Below are 15287 nucleotides of genomic sequence, written 5' to 3'. Positions count from 1 at the left end.
CGGGGGTGTCGGCGGGGTGGCGGGGCTCGGGGATGGCCGGGGGGATGCCGTCGTCCTGCGGGCCGTACGTGCCGTCGTCCTGGGGGCCGTACGTGTCCGCGCCGGGTTCGTCCTGCGGGCCGTATGTGTTCTCGTACGCGTCGGACGTCGGGTCGTGCTCCGGAGGCGGGGGCCAGTCGGGGTCGTCGGCGAACAGGGAGGCGGTGGGCCGGGCGGCGGGGGGTGTGTCCGGTGCTGTGCGTGGGGCGGGGGGTGACTGGCGGCGGCGGAGGTGGGCGCGGACCGTCGCGGCGGCCTCGCGGCGGTGGGCGGTGGCGGTGGGGTCCAGGGGCAGTGGCCATTCCTGTTCGGTGGTGGCCTCGGCGAGTGCGGGGTTTTCCGCGCCGTCCTCGGGGGCGTCGGCCCATGCCTCGATCTCGCCGTGTCCTGCTTCGCAGTGGGTGCGCAGGGCTTCCAGGAAGGCGGACGGGCCGCGGGGGCGTTTCTGCTGGGGGCCCCACCAGTGGCCGGAGCCGAGCAGCAGGGAGCGGGGGCGGGTGAAGGTGACGTAGCCCAGGCGGAGTTCTTCGGTCTCCTGGTGGTGCTTCATCGCCTCTTTGAAGTTCTTGAGGCCCCGGGCGTTCCATTCCTCGACGTCGGGGAGGGTGGCGGCGTCGCCGCGGAGGGTGTGCGGCAGGACCTTGGGCTGGGTGATCCAGGACTCGCGGGCCTGTTCGCTGGGGAACTGCTTGGTGACCAGGCCGGGGACGGCGACGACGTCCCATTCGAGGCCCTTGGATTTGTGGGCGGTGAGCACCTTGACGGTGTTGTCGCCGCCGGGGAGCGAGCTGTCGAGGCCCTTTTCGTGCTGGACGGCGGTGCGCAGGAAGGCGAGGAAGGCGGGGAGGGTGGCTTCGCCGTCGAGGGTGCCGCCTTGTTGGGCGGCGAATCCTGCGGCGGTGTCGAGGAAGGTGCCGAGGGTTTCGCGGCGGCGGGCGGCGAGGGCGTGCGGGGAGGCGGAGAGTTCGACTTCCAGGCCGGTGGTGGCGAGGACGCGGTGCAGGACGTCCATCAGCGGGTCGCCGAGGGAGCGGCGCAGGTCGCGGAGTTCGGTGGCGAGGTAGGCGAAGCGGATCCGGGCCTCGGGTGAGAAGGGCAGGCCGTCGTCGGGGCCTTCGGCTTCCAGGAAGGTGTCGAGGGCGTCGGCGAGGGAGAGGGTTTCGGCGGGGTCGGTGCCTTCGACGGCTTCGGCGAGCCGCTGTCCGGGGTCGTCGGAGGGGGTGCCGTGGTGGACGAGGGTGCGGGCGCGGCGGCCGAGGAGGGCGAGGTCGCGGGGGCCGATGCGCCAGCGGGGGCCGATGAGGAGGCGGACGAGGGAGGCGTTGGCCGTGGGGTCCTGGAGGACGTCGCAGACGGCGACGAGGTCGGCGATTTCGGGGAGGTGGAGGAGTCCGGAGAGGCCGACGACCTCGACGGGGATGTCCCGGGCGACCAGTTCGCCCTGGATGCGGGCGAAGTCGCCTGCGGTGCGGCAGAGTACGGCGATCTCGCCGGGTGGGGTGCCGGTGCGGACGAGGTGGGCGAGGGAGTCGGCGAGCCAGGTGAGTTCTTCGGCGTGGGTGGGCAGCAGGGCGCAGCGGACCGTGCCGTCGCGTTCGGCGCCGGGGGCGGGGCGGAGGGCTTCGACTCCTGCGTGCAGGTGGCGGAGGGGGGCGGCGAGGCCGTTGGCGAGGTCGAGGAGGCGGCCGCCGCTGCGGCGGTTCTCGCTGAGTGCGTGGCGGCGGGCGGGGGTGCCGTCCTGGAAGGGGAAGTGGTCGGGGAAGTCGTCGAGGTTGGCGACGGAGGCGCCGCGCCAGCCGTAGATGGCCTGGCAGGGGTCGCCGACGGCGGTCACGGCGTGTCCGGTGCCGGCGCCGAAGAGGCCGGAGAGCAGGAGTCGCTGGGCGACGGAGGTGTCCTGGTATTCGTCGAGGAGGACGACGCGGTATTCGTCGCGGAGGATGCGGCCGACTTCGGGGCGGGTGGTGGCGAGGGTGGCGGACAGGGCGATCTGGTCGCCGAAGTCGAGGAGGTCGCGGCTGCGTTTGGCGGTGCGGTAGGCGCGGACGAGGCTGAGGAGTTCGCGGCGGCCGCGGCTGGTTTCGGGGACTTTGCGCAGGTCGGCGTTGGTGAGGGGGAGGGTGTCGAGGGTGGTCAGGAGGTCGGTGTCGTGGGTGTGCAGCCGGTCGGGGTCGACGAGGTGTTCGGCGAGTTCGCCGTCGAGGGCGAGGAGGTCTTCGACGAGGGCGGGGAGGGATTTGGTGAGTGCCGGGTAGGGGCCGGGGGCGGTGCGCAGGACGCGGGCGGCGAGTTGGAAGCGGGTGGCGTCGGCGAGGAGGCGGGCGCTGGGTTCGAGGCCGATGCGCAGGCCGTGGTCCTTGAGGAGCTGTCCGGCGAAGGCGTGGTAGGTGGAGATGCGGGGTTCTCCGGGTGGCTGTTCGCCGCCGGGTGCGTCGGGGGCTGCGGCGGGGTCGGTGACGCCGGCGGCGTGGAGTGCGGTGCGGACGCGTTCGGCGAGTTCACCTGCGGCTTTGTTGGTGAAGGTGAGTCCGAGTACCTGCTCGGGTGCGACCTGGCCGGTGCCGACGAGCCAGACGACGCGGGCGGCCATGACGGTGGTCTTGCCTGATCCGGCTCCGGCCACGATGACCTGCGGGGCGGGCGGTGCGGTGATGCAGGCCGTCTGCTCCGGTGTGAACGGGATGCCGAGCAGCTCTTTGAGCTGTTCGGGGTCGGTGAGTTGCGCTGGCACATCGAAAACCGTAACGGCCGGCACTGACATTCCCGCCCGGCCGGCTCTTCGTACGCCGCTCACCTGGGGTGATGCGGGTGGGGTCATTCCACGACGTGTGCGCCCTCGGGCCGGGCGCTGCATGAGGCGCGGAAGGCGCAGTGGGTGCAGTGGGTGCCGGTGGTGGGGGTGAAGCGTTCTTCGAGTACGCGTCCGGCGGCGGTGGCGAGGAGGTCGCCGATCCATTCGCCGTCCAGGGGCGGCTGGGCCTGGACGGCCGGCAGTGCGTCGCCGCCTTCCTTCTGGGGTGCGCCGAGCCGGAGGTGGACGAGTTGGGCGCCGGCGGTGCCGGGGGTGTGCCCGGCGAAGGCGTCGTCGACGGCGCCTTCGCGTACCGCGAGCTGGTAGACGGCGAGCTGGGGGTGGCGGGCGACTTCGGGGCCTGTGGGTTTCTGTTTGCCGGTCTTGAAGTCGACGACATAGGCGCGGCCCTGTGGGTCGCGGGCGACGCGGTCCATGCTGCCGCGGATGCGGACGGCGTAGGCGCCGGCTTCGAGGGTGACGTCGAAGGCGTGCTCGGTGGCGACGGTTTCGCTGCCGTGGGTGTCGCGTTCGTGGACGTGCCAGCGCAGGAAGCGTTCGAGTGCGGCGCGGGCGTGGTCCTTTTCCTGGCGTGATTTCCAGGGGGCGTCGAAGGCGAGGGCGTCCCATACGGAGTCCAGGCGTTCCATCAGGACGGCCAGGTCGGCGGGGGTGCGGCCGGAGGCGACCTCGTCGGCGAGTACGTGGACGACGTTGCCGAAGCCCTGGGCGGCGGTGGCGGGGGCGTCGGCCTTGACCTCGCGGCCCAGGAACCATTGGAGGGCGCAGGTGTTGGCGAGCTGGTCGAGGGCGCTGCCGGAGAGGACGACGGGGCGGTCGCGGTCGCGGAGCGGGGCGGTGCTGTGGGTGGGTTCGTGCAGGCCCCACCAGTTGTCGGGGTGGGCGGCGGGGACCAGGGGGCGGTCTTCGTCGTCGTGCAGGGCGGCGAGTTTCGCGAGCCGTTCGGCGGCGGCTTCGCGGAGGGCGGGGGTGGCGGAGGGGTCGACGGTGGTGGCGCGGAGTTCGGCGACGAGGGCGGCGACGGCCAGGGGGCGGGGGGGTCTGCCGGTGATGTCCTGGGGGGTGACGCCGAGTTCGGTGAGGAAGCGGGAGGGCTGGTCGCCGTCGTCGGCCGCGGCTTTGACGGCGGTGACGACGAGGCGGTCGCGGGCGCGGGTGGCGGCCACGTAGAAGAGCCGGCGTTCCTCGGCGAGGAGGGCGCCGGGGGTGAGGGGTTCGGCGAGGCCGTCGTGGCCGATGCGGTCGGCTTCCAGGAGGGAGCCGCGGCGGCGCAGGTCGGGCCAGAGTCCTTCCTGGACGCCGGCGACCACGACGAGGTGCCATTCCAGGCCCTTGGCGCGGTGGGCGGTCATCAGCCGTACGGCGTCCTGGCGGACGGTGCGGCGGGTGAGGGTGTCGGCGGCGATGTCCTGGGCGTCGAGTTCTTCGAGGAAGTTGAGTGCGCCGCGGCCGCCGGTGCGTTCCTCGGCGCGGGCGGCGGTCTCGAAGAGTGCGACGACGGCGTCGAGGTCGCGGTCGGCGTTGCGGCCTGCGGCGCCGCCGCGGAGTGCGGCGCGTTCCAGGCGCTGCGGCCAGGGGGTGCCGTTCCAGAGTTCCCACAGGGCCGCTTCGGCGGTGCCGCCTCGGGCGAGGAGTGCGCGGGCGGCGCGCAGCAGGAGTCCGAGGCGTTGGGCGCCGCGGGCGTAGGCGGGGTCGTGTGCGACCAGGCGCTGCGGTGCGGCGAGTGCGCGGGCGATGAGGACGTCGGACGGGGGCGGCAGGGGGTGTCCTGCGGCGCGTTCTTCCTCGCGCAGCGCGCGTCCCAGGCGGCGCAGGTCGGCGGAGTCCATGCCGCCGAGGGGTGAGGTGAGCAGGTCGATGGCGGTTTCGGGGTCGAGGGGGGCGGCGGTTTCCGGTGCCTCGCCAGGACCGTCCGGTACGTCGTCGGTCTCCGGTACGTCGTCGTCCGGTTCTCCTCGCAGTGCCGCCTGTGCGGCGGTGCGCAGGGCGGACAGGAGGGGGGCGACGGCGGGTTCGTGGCGCAGTGGCAGGTCGTCGCCGTCGATGTCGAGGGGCACTCCGGCGGAGGTGAGGGCGCGGCGGACGGCGGGTATCGAGCGGCCGCCGGCACGGACGAGCACGGCCATCTCGTGCCACGGCACCCCGTCCTCCAGGTGGGCGCGGCGGAGGATGTCGGCGATGTTGTCCAGTTCGGCGCCCGGTGTCGGGTACGTGTGGACGTCGACGCGGCCGCCGTCCCGTACGGGGGCGGGGTCGCGGTGGGCGCGGACCTTCCGGGCGGGCAGGCGGGTGAGGGGCATGCGCTGGGCGAGCAGCCGGGTGGCGGCGAGGAGGGCGGCTCCGGAGCGCCGGTTGGTGGTGAGGACGGCTACGGGGGCGGGGGTGCCGTCGTCTGCCGGGAAGGTTTCGGGGAAGTCGAGGATGCCGTTGATGTCGGAGCCGCGGAAGGCGTAGATCGACTGGTCGGGGTCGCCGAAGGCGACGAGGGCGCGGCCGGGGCGGGGGCCGTGGTCGTGGCCGGCGAGTGCGCGCAGCAGCCGGATCTGGGCGGCGTCGGTGTCCTGGTATTCGTCGACGTAGACGGCGTCGTATGTGCCGGCGAGTGCGGTGGCGACGTCGGGCTGTCCGGCGAGGAGCACCGCGCGGTGTACCAGCTCGGCGTAGTCGAGGACGCCCTGTGCGTCGAGGACGTCGAGGTATTCGGCGAGGAAGCCGGCGGCCGCGCTCCAGTCGGGGCGGCCGGTGCGGCGGGCGAAGTCGGCGAGTGCGTCGGGGCCCAGGCCCAGTTCGCGGCTACGGGCGAGGACCGCGCGGACCTCGTCGGCGAAGCCGCGGGTGGTCAGGCAGGCGCGGAGTTCGTCCGGCCAGCCGACCTGGGAGCGGTCGGCGCCGGCCAGTTCCGCCTGGCCTTCGAGCAGCTCGCGGACGACGAGGTCCTGTTCGGGTCCTGAGAGCAGCCGCAGCGGGTCGGCGAACAGGTCGGCGTCCTGGTGGGCGCGGACCAGTGCGTAGCAGAAGGAGTGGAAGGTGGTGGCCTGCGGCAGGCAGGTGCCGCCGAGCCGGGCGGCGAGGCGGTCGCGGAGGGCGGCGGCGGCCTTGCGGCTGAAGGTGAGGACGAGGATCCGCTCGGGGTCGGCGCCCTGGCGTACGCGGTGGGCGACGGATTCGACGAGGGTGGTGGTCTTGCCCGTGCCGGGGCCCGCGAGGACGAGCAGCGGGCCTTCGCGGTGCTGAACCACGGCGCTTTGCGCTGCGTCCAAGGCAGGAGGTTCCACCGGCCCCGGGTCGGTGCGCACCAGGCGGTACGTACCGGGGGTGTCCCGCCGTGCCGCGCGCGGGTGCGGCCGCGTCGGCGGGGTGTCCGAGAAGGAGGAGCTCACGTGGATAGCCGGTTCCGGTGGAGGTGCTGTTCGTGCTGCGGTCGGTGACGCCGTGCCGGGCGTCTTCGGTGGCGGTACGGGCCCGGCCCGCGGGTCCGGGGTCCGGCGGCGGGGCTGCGGTTTCCGCACTGCCCGACGCTACGCCAGGTGGCGCACGGGCCGCAGCGCGTCCCGCGGCCGGACCCACGATGCTGGCAGATGTGCTGCCGGCCGGGGTCTCGGGCGTCCCGCCGGGCGAGGTGCCCGGTGCGCGGGACGGTGCGTGGCGCGCACCGCCGGGGCCCGTGGGGCTGCCGTGCCGGGTGGTGTCAGGGCTGCGCCTCCGGGCCGTGGCCGTCCCCGGGCGGTGCGTCCTCCGCGCCGTCCCGCCGGCCGTCCCCGGCCGACTGTCCGTCCCAGCGGGCCCGCCGCATGTCGAGTCGCGGTATGTGTCCGGCCGGTGCCCCGCGGCCCTTCGCGCCGGCGCTGCGGGCGGTCTTGGTGGCGGCCTGGGCGGTGCCGCGCAGTGGTGTGCCCTCGTCGCGGTAGTGCGCCAGGGCGCGCAGTTCGCTGCCGGGCAGCAGGGCGCCGTCCGCGCGGACCACCCGCCACCAGGGCACCGCGCCGCCGTACAGGGCCATCACCCGGCCGACCTGCCGCGGCCCGCCGGTGCCTGCGGTGCCGGGCGGTGCCTCGCCCGCCAGCCATTCGGCGACGTCGCCGTAGGTCATCACCCGGCCCGGCGGGATCAGCTCGGCGACGCCGAGTACCCGCTCCGCGAACGCGGGCAGCTCGGCCGCCGCGGGCGGGGTGTCGTCGTCCGCGGGTTGCCGTGCGGTGTTTCCGGTCCCACTCATTCGGCCCATACTGCCGCACCCCGCCGACAACGGCACACGGCCCGCGCGGGGGCGGTGTGCGGCGCTCTCGGAGCGCGCGCGGGGCGGGGCGCAGGACCTGTTGCGGCGGCCGTCGTTCCGTTTCCCGCGCCCCCGAAATGCACCCTGATACCCCCCTCCCCCGCCCGGCCGTGCCACCATCTTCCCGGCGGTGACCGGTGAGACGAGAGCAAGGAGAGCCTGCCGGGCGGCGGGGAGCGGTGCCTCCGAAGGAGGCCGGCGACCCCGGTGCACCGGAGCCGGAAGCCGCCGCCACCGCACCGGAAACGGCCGCGTCCAGCACGCGGCACGGCCGGCCGCAGGTGGCCCAACAGGGGAAGCAGCAACGGAAGTCGGCGACGGCGTCCGCGACCGAAAAGGCGAGCACGATCGAGAAGGCCGAACGACCCGAGGCGTCCGAGAGGCCGGAAGGGCCCGCAGAGCCCGCGCACCGCGAGGGACACGACGAGCAGGAGCAGCGAAGGCAGCAGGAGCGGGAGCAGGGCACCGGGCCGCAGCCGGACGTGGAGCACGCGGGGCCCGAGCGTCCCGCGGGAGCGACCGCGTGCGGCGCCGGTGCGCACGCCGACGCGGACGCGCCCAGGACCGGATCGCACCGTTCCGCGCCGGACGGCGACGGCTGCGGTGTGATCCACGTCGACCGGGTCTCCGGCGACGAGCCGTTGCTGCCCGCCCGGGTCCACCGGCCGTCCGATCTGCTGCGGCTGCTGCTCGGCATCGCGGGGATCGCGCTGGTCCTGGCGCTGGCGACGTTCGCGCACGCCACCACGCAGGGGCTGGCGGACGACATCGGCAAGGGCGCGGGCGCGGCCCCGCGGCTGCTGATCAACTTCGCCGGGCTGGCGTCGAGCGTCGCGGTGCTGATCGTGCCGGTGGCGTTCGCCGTCGAGCGGCTCATCAAACGCGACGGGCTGCGGATCGCCGACGGTGTGCTGGCCGCCGTGCTGGCCCATGGTGTGTCGCTGGCCACGGACCTGTGGGTCGCCGAGGCGGCGCCCGAGTCGATCCGCGCGGCGTTGACGCAGCGGATGCAGGACGGCTCGCTGACCACTCCGGTGCACAGCTATCTCGCGCCGGTCATCGCGTACATGACGGCGGTGGGCATGTCCCGGCGGCCGCGCTGGCGGGTCGCGATGTGGTTCGTGCTGCTGCTGGACGCGTTCGCGGTGCTGGTGGGCCGGTACACCACACCGTTCGCGATCGTCACGACCGTGCTGATCGGCTGGACGGTGGCGTTCGGCACCCTCTACGCCGTGGGCTCCCCCAACGTGCGGCCCACCGGCCAGAATCTGCTGGCGGGGCTGCGCCGGGTCGGTTTCCGTCCGGTGTCCGCGCTGCGTGCGGAGGATCCCGGGAACGGCGATCACCCGGAGCACAGCGACCGTGGCCGCCGCTATCTGGTGACGCTGGAGGACGGCCCGCCGATCGATGTGACGGTCGTCGACCGCGAGCAGCAGGCGCAGGGCTTCTTCTACCGGGTCTGGCGCCGCCTGTCGCTGCGCGGCATCAACCAGCGGCGCAGTCTCCAGTCGCTGCGGCAGGCCCTGGAGCAGGAGGCCCTGCTGGCGTACGCGGCCATCGCGGCCGGCGCCAATGCGCCGAAGCTGATCGCCACGTCGGAGCTGGGTCCTGACGCGGTGATGCTGGTGTACGAGCACATCGGCGGGCGGGGTCTGGACTCACTGGCGGACGAGGAGATCACCGATGCGCTGATGCACAGTGCCTGGCGGCAGGTCGAGGCGCTGCAGTCGCGGCGGATCGCGCACCGGCGGCTGGTCGGTGACGCGCTGCTGGTGGATCGTTCCGGCAATGTCGTGCTGACGGAGCTGCGCGGAGGTGAGATCGCCGCGGGCGACCTGGTGCTGCGGATGGACATCGCGCAGCTGCTGGCGACGTTGGGGCTGCGGGTGGGCGCCGAGCGGTCGGTGGCCGCGGCCGTCGAGGTGCTCGGCCCCGACACGGTCGCCGACAGCCTGCCGCTGCTCCAGCCGATCGCGCTGAGCCGGACGACCCGGGCGACGCTGCGGCAGCTGGCCCGGGAACGCGCGGCGCGGGAGCGGGATGCGGTGCTGGAGGCATCGCGGACGGCGAAGGAGGCACGCGAGGCGCGGACCACGGAGGTGGCGCACGACCGCAAGGCGCTGCGGGCCGAGCGCAACGCCCTGAAGAACGCCGAGAAACGGGCCCTGGACGAGGCGTCCCAGGAGGCACGGCAGGAGGATCTGCTGGCCCAGATCCGGCAGCAGGTACTGCTGATCCGGCCGACGGCGACGATCGAGCCCGCGAAGCTGGAGCGGCTCAGCCCGCGGAAGCTGATCACCTGGATCGCCGGTGCGTTCGCCGTCTATCTGCTGCTGTCGCAGGTCAGCGACTTCAATCTGACGGATGTGGTGACCCGGGCCGAGTGGCCGTGGGTGCTGGTCGCGATGTTCTTCTCCGCGACGACCTATCTCGCCGCGACGATGAGCCTGCTGGGCTTCGTCACGGAGAAGGTGTCCTTCGTGAGGACGATGATCGCGCAGATCGCCGGCAACTTCGTGAAGCTGGTGGCGCCGGCCGCGATCGGCGGTGTGGCGCTCAACGCCCGGTTCCTCCAACGGGCCGGGGTGCGGCCGGGGTTGGCGGTGGCGAGCGTCAGCGCGTCCCAGCTGTTCGGTCTCGGCAGTCACATCCTGCTGCTGCTGACCTTCGGCTATCTGACGGGCACCGAGCACGCGCCGCAGCTGTCCCCGTCGCGTACGGTCATCGCCGGTCTGCTGACCGCGGCCGTGCTGGCGCTGATCGTCACGGCGGTGCCGGCGCTGCGCAAGTTCGTGTCCACCCGGGTGCGTTCGCTGTTCGCGGGGGTGGTCCCGCGGATGCTGGACATTCTCCAGCGGCCCCGGAAGCTGATCACGGGCATCGGCGGGACGCTGCTGCTGACGGCGGCGAACGTGATGTGCCTGGACGCGTCGATCCGGGCGTTCGGCGGTGGCGACAAGCTGAGCTACGCGAGCATCGCTGTCGCCTTCCTGGCCGGGAACGCGCTGGGCTCCGCGGCGCCGACCCCAGGCGGCGTCGGCGCGGTCGAGGGCGCGCTGATGGGCGCCCTGACCTTGTCCGGGCTCACCTACGACACGGCGTTCCCCGCGGTGCTGCTGTTCCGGCTGATGGTCTTCTGGCTGCCGGTGCTGCCCGGCTGGGTGGCGTTCAACTACCTGACCAAGAAGGGCGAGATCTGACGCTCACGCGGGCGCGGCGGTCCGCCGCTTCCCGGGCACCGACGGCCCCGGAACCGAAGAGGCCGGGGTTCCCGCGCACCGTACGGCGTGCGGGAACCCCGGCCCTCTGTCGTTGTGCGGCGCGGGCCGTCAGTAGACCGGCTTGTCCGGCTCGACGGTGTTGACCCAGCCGATGACGCCGCCGCCGACGTGCACCGCGTCGGAGAAGCCCGCGGCCTTGAGGACGGCGAGGACCTCGGCTGAGCGGACGCCGGTCTTGCAGTGCAGGACGATCTTCTTGTCCTGCGGCAGGTCCTGGAGGGCGGTGCCCATCAGGAACTCGTTCTTCGGGATCAGCTTGGCGCCGGGGATCGAGACGATCTCGTACTCGTTCGGCTCGCGGACGTCGATGATCTCGATCTTCTCGTCGGCGTCGATCCACTCCTTGAGCTGCTGGGGAGTGATCGTGGCGCCCATCGCCGCTTCCTGGGCCTCTTCGGACACGACGCCGCAGAAGGCTTCGTAGTCGATCAGCTCGGTGACGGTGGGGTTCTCGCCGCAGACCGCGCAGTCGGGGTCCTTGCGGACCTTGACCTGACGGTAGGTCATCTCCAGCGCGTCGTAGATCATCAGGCGGCCGACGAGCGGGTCGCCGATGCCGGCCAGGACCTTGATCGCTTCGTTGACCTGGATGGAGCCGATGGAGGCGCACAGCACGCCGAGGACGCCGCCCTCGGCGCAGGAGGGCACCATGCCGGGGGGCGGGGGCTCCGGGTAGAGGCAGCGGTAGCAGGGTCCGTGCTCGCTCCAGAACACCGACGCCTGGCCGTCGAAGCGGTAGATCGAGCCCCAGACGTACGGCTTGTTCAGCAGCACGCAGGCGTCGTTGACGAGATAGCGGGTGGCGAAGTTGTCCGTGCCGTCCACGATCAGGTCGTACTGCGCGAAGATCTCCATGACGTTCGTGGAGTCCAGGCGCTCTTCGTGCAGGTTGACGGTGACGTACGGGTTGATGCCCAGTACCGAGTCCCTGGCGGACGCGGCCTTGGAGCGGCCGATGTCCGCCTGGCTGTGGATGATCTGGCGCTGGAGGTTCGACTCGTCGACCTCGTCGAACTCCACGATGCCGAGGGTGCCCACGCCGGCCGCGGCGAGGTACATCAGTGCGGGCGAACCCAGGCCGCCGGCGCCGACACAGAGCACCTTGGCGTTCTTCAGCCGCTTCTGCCCGTCCATCCCGACATCGGGAATGATCAGGTGGCGGGAGTACCTGCGGACCTCGTCGACGGTGAGCTCCGAAGCGGGCTCGACCAGGGGTGGCAGCGACACGGAAGACCTCAACAAGGGGGTTGGTCGAAGATTCAGTACGGTTGTTCTGCTCGTAACACTGCCACGCCCGTCTTCATTCCAAGACACCCGGTCCGATGCGCGAGACGAAATCGTCCCAGTAACCGGGCAGGGTTTCCCAGGCGTCGCCGTCCCGGTCCCTGCGGTCGGTGAAGTACACGGTGCCGGCGCCCTGCCAGCGGGCGATCCGCAGCGCCTCGTCGAGGTGGGTGCGCGGCACTCCGTGGACGAGGTGGCAGAACCGCTCGGGCGGGTGGTCGGCGGTCCATTCGGCCACCTGGGACCAGCGGTATTCGGTCCACGGCCCGGCGAAGGTGACGAGCTGGTCGGCGGACTCCGCGTAGCCGGGGAAGGGGTGCGTGCCGTGCCCGAAGACCAGGTAGGAGTCGCTGACGAGGGTGCGCAGGGTGGTGGCGACCCGCCGGGATTCGGTCAGCATCGTCCGGTCCGTGGGACATCGGTCCAGCCAGAAGCCGTCGGCCTTGTACCACTCCAGGTAGCGGTGCGCGTCGGCCAGCAGTTCGCCGAAGGGCCGGGCCCCGTACCGCATGTCGAGGTGTCCCAGCAGACGGACACCTGTCTCACGCAGCCGGGCCGCGGCGGGCAGGCAGTACGGGTCGGGGCGGGCCCCCGGCCCGTTCGCGACGTTGAGGACCGCCCAGTGCAGCGGCGCCACCCCCGCGTAGTTGGACACCGGGCCGTCCTGCCGATACGGGTCCTGGGGCGCGACGAACCCCCGGGAGATCCGCAGCAGTCCGGCCCATTCGGTGGGCGCGACCAGCGGATGGGCGATGCCCGGGACGCCGACCCCCAGCGGCCCCGCGCCGGCCGGGGCGCGGGTGGTACCCACGGTGGTCAGATACGGCATGCGGCCTCCATCCAGATGTCGGCGAGGGATTCCTCCAGTCCGATCCGCGGCCGCCAGCCGAGCCGGTCGCGCGCGGTGCGCACATCGGCCTGCTGCCAGGTACCGCAGCCGTCCGGGTAGGGGTAGGTGGGCGCGGCGCCGCCGTGCTCGGGGGACGGCCCCGGGATGACCAACCGGGTGGGCGGCGAGTCGAGTTCGTGCAGCGCGCCGCCGAATCCGGCGACCCGGGCGAGGACGGACGCGGCCTCGCGCAGCCGTACGGCGCGGCCGGTGCCGATGTTGACGACACCCTGCGCGGCGGACAGTGAGGCGGCGTGCACGGCGCGGGCCACGTCGCGTACGTCGACGAAGTCGCGCTGGACGCCGAGGCCGCCGAGCTTGAGTTCACTGTCGCCCGACTGCATGGCCCGGCGCATCGCCTCGGCCAGCCTGCCGAGCGGGGATCCGGCCGGGGTGCCGGGCCCGACGGGCGAGAAGACGCGCAGCACGACGGCGTCCAGGCCGGAGCCGAGGACGAGTTCGGTGGCGGCGAGTTTGCTGACGCCGTAGGGGCCACCGGGGCGGGGCACGGCGTCTTCCGCGGTGGAGGATCCGGGCTGGGACGGGCCGTATTCGGAGGCGCAGCCGAGGTGGACGAGGCGGGCGCCGCAGCCGCTGCGGCGGAGCGATTCGCAGATCGTGGCGACCGCGACGGTGTTGTGCCGGGTCAGGTCGCGGGCGCCGCCGCGGGTGGCGCCCGCGCAGTTGACGACGACGCCGGGGTGCACGGCGTCGAGGAAGCGGGTGAGTGCGCCGGGGCTGCCGGTGGCGAGGTCGAAGCGGACGTCGGCGTCATCGCCCCGTCCCAGGACGGTGAGCTGGACGGCGGGGTCGGCGAGCAGGCGGTCGGCGACGTAGCGGCCGAGATATCCGTTGGCGCCGATGAGCAGGACCCTCATCGTGTGACCCCCCGGTCCGCGTGGCGTGTGGTCGGGTGGACGTTCATGTGTGGTGCTCCTCAGGCAGGTTGGCGGGAATGCGTCGGGTTCGGCCGCGGCGGGCGGCCGTCCTGGGGACGGCGGCCCGGTGGGGGTCGGGGTCCGCGTCGAAGGGGTGGCGCCGGCCGTGCGTGGGGCGGCGGCGGAGTACGTCGGGGGGCGCGGGGCCCGGCGGCGCGGCGGGGCGGGGCGCCGGACGTGGCGGGGCGGCGCGGATACGCCCCGGGCACTGGCCGGCCGGCCCCGGGGCGCCCGGCGCGGCACCTCGGCGCGTGGCCGGCGCGGGCCGCGTGCGTCCGGTACCCGGCCGGTACGCCGCGGTGCGGGACACCTTGCGGGGCGCCGCAGGGCAGGGGCCGGCGGGCACGGGTGGTAGCGGGCCGGGTGCGGGCCGCTGTGGGTGGGACGGGATGGATATCCGGAGGGTCACGGGCGGCCTGCCTCCGCAGGAAGGGAGCGGGCCGGCGGGTGCGCGCAGGCGCCGGCCAGGGCGCGCAGGGCGTGGCCGAGCAGGCCCAGCGCGGCGGCCGTGCAGGCCACGGCCGGGACGGCGGACGGCCCGGCGAACGCGATGAGGAGGTCTACCGGGCGGTCGACGAAGGTGAGGCCGGGGAGCCGGGCGATGAGGACCAGGGCCAGGGCCAGCGCTTCCAGGACGGCGGCGGCCGCGGGACCTGCGGCCGCCGCCGCGGGGAAGCCGTGGACGGCGAGCAGCCGGGAGAGGAAGAGCAGGACGCCGAGGGCGGCGGCGGCCGGTACGGCGGTGCCGTCGTCGCCGGTGAGCCGCCCTGCGCCGAGCAGCAGCGCGGTCTGCGCGCCGAGGAAGAGCAGGGTGGCGGCGAGCAGCAACGGGCGGACGCGGGTGGCGAGTTCGCCCAGTCCGCGGCTGGCGGCGAGCCCGCGCCTGCCGCGTACCGCGAACCAGCGGGCGCACCAGGCGGCGGGCGCGACGGCGCAGGCCAGGGCCAGGGCGGTGGCGGTGGCCGGCTGCGGGAGGCCGAAGGGGAAGTCGGGGCCGCCGCCGAGGAGTTGGGCCAGCAGCCGGTCACCGAAGAGTGCGTAGCCGGTGAGCCAGGCGGCGCACAGCACGGCGGCCGGTGCGCCGCCGCCCGGCTGCCGTGCGCGCAGCGGCCCGGTGCACAGGCACAGCCGCACGGCGAGGACGACGAGTACGGCGCCCGCGGTGGCCGTCGCAGGGCGGACGAGGGGGGTGACCGGCCGGGCGGCGGCGGTGGCGGCGAGGGTGGCCGCGCAGAGCGCGCCGGGGAGCAGGTGGAGCGCCGCGCGGACGGTCAGGGGCCGCGGGGCGGGCTCGTCCTGCGGCACCGGGGCGCCACAGGACGCGGCGCGCGGTACGCGGGCGTACAGCTCCTCGGCGAGGGAGAAGACGTCGCGGTGCCGGAAGCGGGCGGCGGTGCGGTCGGTGACGCCGTACGCCTCCAGGCGGGCCGCGATCTCCAGGGCGTCGACGGCACGTTCGCACAGCGCGCGGTGGCGGTGCATCAGGATCCGTACGGGGTCGGCGGGGCCGCGTCGCTGCGGGGGTGCGGCGGCGTCCCGGGGGGTCTGGTCGTGCGGTGGCGCGGTGGGCTCCGTTCGCCGGGCGGTCATGTCCGGTCCCCTCTCGCCGCTGCCGCCGTCGGGCGGCCCGGCCCCGGTGCGGCCCAGCTCGGGGTGCGGTCCGCGGGGGCGGTGGTGCGGGCGGCGGCTCCGGTGGCGGCCCAGCGGCCGGGTACGTGGGCCTCGGCGGGGCGGGCGAAGGGGCGTGGGGTACCGGGCGGGTGGGCGG

At 74.0% G+C, this 15287-nt stretch carries 9 protein-coding genes; 1 reads left to right on the top strand and 8 read right to left on the bottom strand.

Annotated features, from left to right (window positions below):
* The 3 genes from LIU39_RS33500 to LIU39_RS33490 form a co-directional block, all read right to left on the bottom strand.
* A partial coding sequence (locus LIU39_RS33500; protein WP_227050748.1) for an ATP-dependent helicase occupies window positions 1-2800 on the bottom strand: 2800 nt, incomplete at its 3' end.
* Between the two features lie 53 nt (window positions 2801-2853).
* The gene (locus tag LIU39_RS33495; protein WP_227050747.1) at window positions 2854-6231 is read right to left on the bottom strand and encodes an ATP-dependent helicase; all 3378 of its coding nucleotides are present in this window, start codon (window positions 6229-6231) and stop codon (window positions 2854-2856) included.
* A 308-nt stretch (window positions 6232-6539) separates the two neighbouring features.
* A complete protein-coding gene (locus tag LIU39_RS33490; RefSeq protein ID WP_227050746.1) occupies window positions 6540-7067 on the bottom strand; it encodes an MGMT family protein in 528 nt (175 codons plus the stop codon).
* Between the two features lie 407 nt (window positions 7068-7474).
* On the opposite strand from LIU39_RS33490, the gene LIU39_RS33485 reads away from it, so the two are divergent.
* Window positions 7475-10327, top strand: a complete 2853-nt coding sequence (locus LIU39_RS33485; RefSeq protein ID WP_443743004.1) for a lysylphosphatidylglycerol synthase transmembrane domain-containing protein — start codon at window positions 7475-7477, stop codon at window positions 10325-10327.
* Between the two features lie 129 nt (window positions 10328-10456).
* Here the strand turns inward: LIU39_RS33485 and moeZ are convergent, their stop codons facing one another.
* The 5 genes from moeZ to LIU39_RS33460 form a co-directional block, all read right to left on the bottom strand.
* Window positions 10457-11635 (bottom strand): adenylyltransferase/sulfurtransferase MoeZ, encoded by a 1179-nt coding sequence (gene moeZ / locus LIU39_RS33480; protein ID WP_227050745.1) that lies wholly within the window; start codon window positions 11633-11635, stop codon window positions 10457-10459.
* 73 nt (window positions 11636-11708) lie between these two features.
* Window positions 11709-12521, bottom strand: coding sequence for a spherulation-specific family 4 protein (locus LIU39_RS33475; RefSeq protein ID WP_227050744.1), 813 nt, complete (start codon window positions 12519-12521; stop codon window positions 11709-11711).
* Window positions 12509-13459, bottom strand: coding sequence for an NAD-dependent epimerase/dehydratase family protein (locus tag LIU39_RS33470; protein ID WP_227050743.1), 951 nt, complete (start codon window positions 13457-13459; stop codon window positions 12509-12511). Before LIU39_RS33470 ends, LIU39_RS33475 begins: the two co-directional genes overlap by 13 nt.
* 465 nt (window positions 13460-13924) lie before the next feature.
* Window positions 13925-15109, bottom strand: coding sequence for a hypothetical protein (locus LIU39_RS33465; protein ID WP_227050742.1), 1185 nt, complete (start codon window positions 15107-15109; stop codon window positions 13925-13927).
* A partial coding sequence (locus tag LIU39_RS33460; protein ID WP_227050741.1) for a hypothetical protein occupies window positions 15106-15287 on the bottom strand: 182 nt, incomplete at its 5' end. The genes LIU39_RS33465 and LIU39_RS33460, both read right to left, overlap by 4 nt.

Origin of the sequence: Streptomyces pinistramenti, assembly GCF_020564935.1 — a bacterium.
Classification (GTDB): Bacteria; Actinomycetota; Actinomycetes; order Streptomycetales; family Streptomycetaceae; genus Streptomyces; species Streptomyces pinistramenti.
The sequence above is the reverse complement of the archived record's forward strand: the minus strand, read 5'-3'. Positions and strand labels throughout refer to the sequence as shown.

What these genes read in the sequence shown, in the direction of transcription:
- LIU39_RS33470 (WP_227050743.1), bottom strand. Translation starts at nt 13,459, where the DNA reads ATGAGGGTCCTGCTCATCGGCGCCAACGGATATCTCGGCCGCTACGTC.
- LIU39_RS33490 (WP_227050746.1), bottom strand. Translation starts at nt 7,067, where the DNA reads ATGAGTGGGACCGGAAACACCGCACGGCAACCCGCGGACGACGACACC.
- LIU39_RS33475 (WP_227050744.1), bottom strand. Translation starts at nt 12,521, where the DNA reads ATGCCGTATCTGACCACCGTGGGTACCACCCGCGCCCCGGCCGGCGCG.
- LIU39_RS33465 (WP_227050742.1), bottom strand. Translation starts at nt 15,109, where the DNA reads ATGACCGCCCGGCGAACGGAGCCCACCGCGCCACCGCACGACCAGACC.